Consider the following 1446-nt stretch of genomic DNA (forward strand, 5'->3'; position numbering starts at 1 on the left):
ACCTACAGTAGGGAAACTGGAAGACATAAGGTGTTAGGCGCTAGCTTGTTTTTTTGGAGTTGGACGCAACGCGCCAAGGGTGTATCGGGCCGTTGTTTCGGCAAGTTTTCCGTCGCGCGGGGCGCGCCCGGAGTTCGCGTCGGGTGGCAGCTCGGCTTCGGCGGCTCGGCGACTTGCGGACACCACGGCCAGATTCGGGTGCTCGCTTCGGCCAGGTCCGGCGGATTGTCTCGGGGGGCGCGCACGGCTATCGTCGGGCTTCGTACCAAAAGCAGCGAGGTGGCGCAGTGGCTCGGCTTTACTCGCTTGGCCGTAGCGCCTAACAAGTCATTCAAGCCGAACCCGCTTCGTGGCTTCGGCAACATCGCTGCATCGGCAAGCGCGTCGCTCTCCGGTTCTTCGCGCTGCGGGTCGGCTTAATTCCGGTGTTAGGCGCTCACAGGGGGAGTCAAATGAATCGCAACTATCTTGATCACATTCGCAGCAATAGCTTCTATCCAGCCTTCCGAGGCTTCATACAGTTCTTTACTTTGGTCGGCTACATTGCAGCGGGTCTCGTTGCGTTGTTTGGCTTCTTCACCAAGAGCATTGGCGCAATCCTGCTTTTTTTGCTTGGTACCGCTGTGTTAGCAGTCCTTGTCCGGGTGGCAAAGGAGGTGTCGCTCATGCTCGCTGACATTGCTGATGCAACTATAAACTTTGCTGGGTCGCAGCCAGACGCGTTCAAAACCTTGCCTTCTTTCGGAGACAAGATTCCTAGGCCAGCTGATCAGCAGCGCGCCTAACAATGTGTTCAAGCCGAACTTGCTTCGCTACACCAAAAACATGGCAGGAAAAGCTTGCCATGTTGTTGGCTCCGCTACGCAAGTCGGCTTAACTTAGGCGTTAGGCTGCACATGACACATCATGGCTGATCTGATCGTTACACGTGCAATTGCTGCGAGAGCTCGCATCAAGCGAGATAACCTGGGCGCGCCAGAGGAAACCGATGCGCCGCTCGGCAACTGGTACGTCACTTTTTTGCCCATGGCGGAGCGGAATGCCTTTGTGTACATGAGCAGCCGGACTCAAATGAGCTTTCTCATGCTCGAGGGTGAGCGCCTCACACCGGAAAAGTTGTTTGTCAGCCTGATACGTGGCATTTCACTCGTACTCGAGCTTGCTGGTTTCCCCGAGTGCGTGCGTGAGAGGGTGATGAATGGATACCGCTCGGTAGCGCTTGCCCGGGCATCGGATCTGTCTATGCTCGGCGTGCTCACCAACTGCGCGCTGGACTATGAGGCGTTCATCGAGCAGGACGGCGGGCTTAACCGTTGCAACCTGGACCATCTCGTGATTGAGATGAACTGCAGACCGGCCAAGAAGTTGGGGTTCAAAACTCCACTTGAAGAGACAGCCATAGCTCTCGGTGTGCAGCCTAACAATTCGTTCAAGCCGAACTTGCTT

The 1446-nt window shown here is 56.2% G+C and carries 2 protein-coding genes; both read left to right on the forward strand.

Annotated features, from left to right (window positions below; translation table 11 throughout):
• The first annotated feature begins 452 nt into the window (after positions 1 to 452).
• On the forward strand, positions 453 to 785 hold the full coding sequence (locus N799_RS15565) for a hypothetical protein (RefSeq protein WP_152597994.1): 333 nt from the start codon (positions 453 to 455) through the stop codon (positions 783 to 785).
• Positions 786 to 906: 121 nt separating this feature from the next.
• A partial coding sequence (locus tag N799_RS13995) for a DUF6933 domain-containing protein (protein ID WP_152597995.1) occupies positions 907 to 1446 on the forward strand: 540 nt, incomplete at its 3' end.

The organism is Lysobacter arseniciresistens ZS79 (assembly GCF_000768335.1).
GTDB lineage: Bacteria > Pseudomonadota > Gammaproteobacteria > Xanthomonadales > Xanthomonadaceae > Novilysobacter > Novilysobacter arseniciresistens.

Excerpts from the sequence above, each read along its gene's own strand:
- N799_RS15565 (WP_152597994.1), top strand. The coding sequence starts at position 453 with ATGAATCGCAACTATCTTGATCACATTCGCAGCAATAGCTTCTATCCA.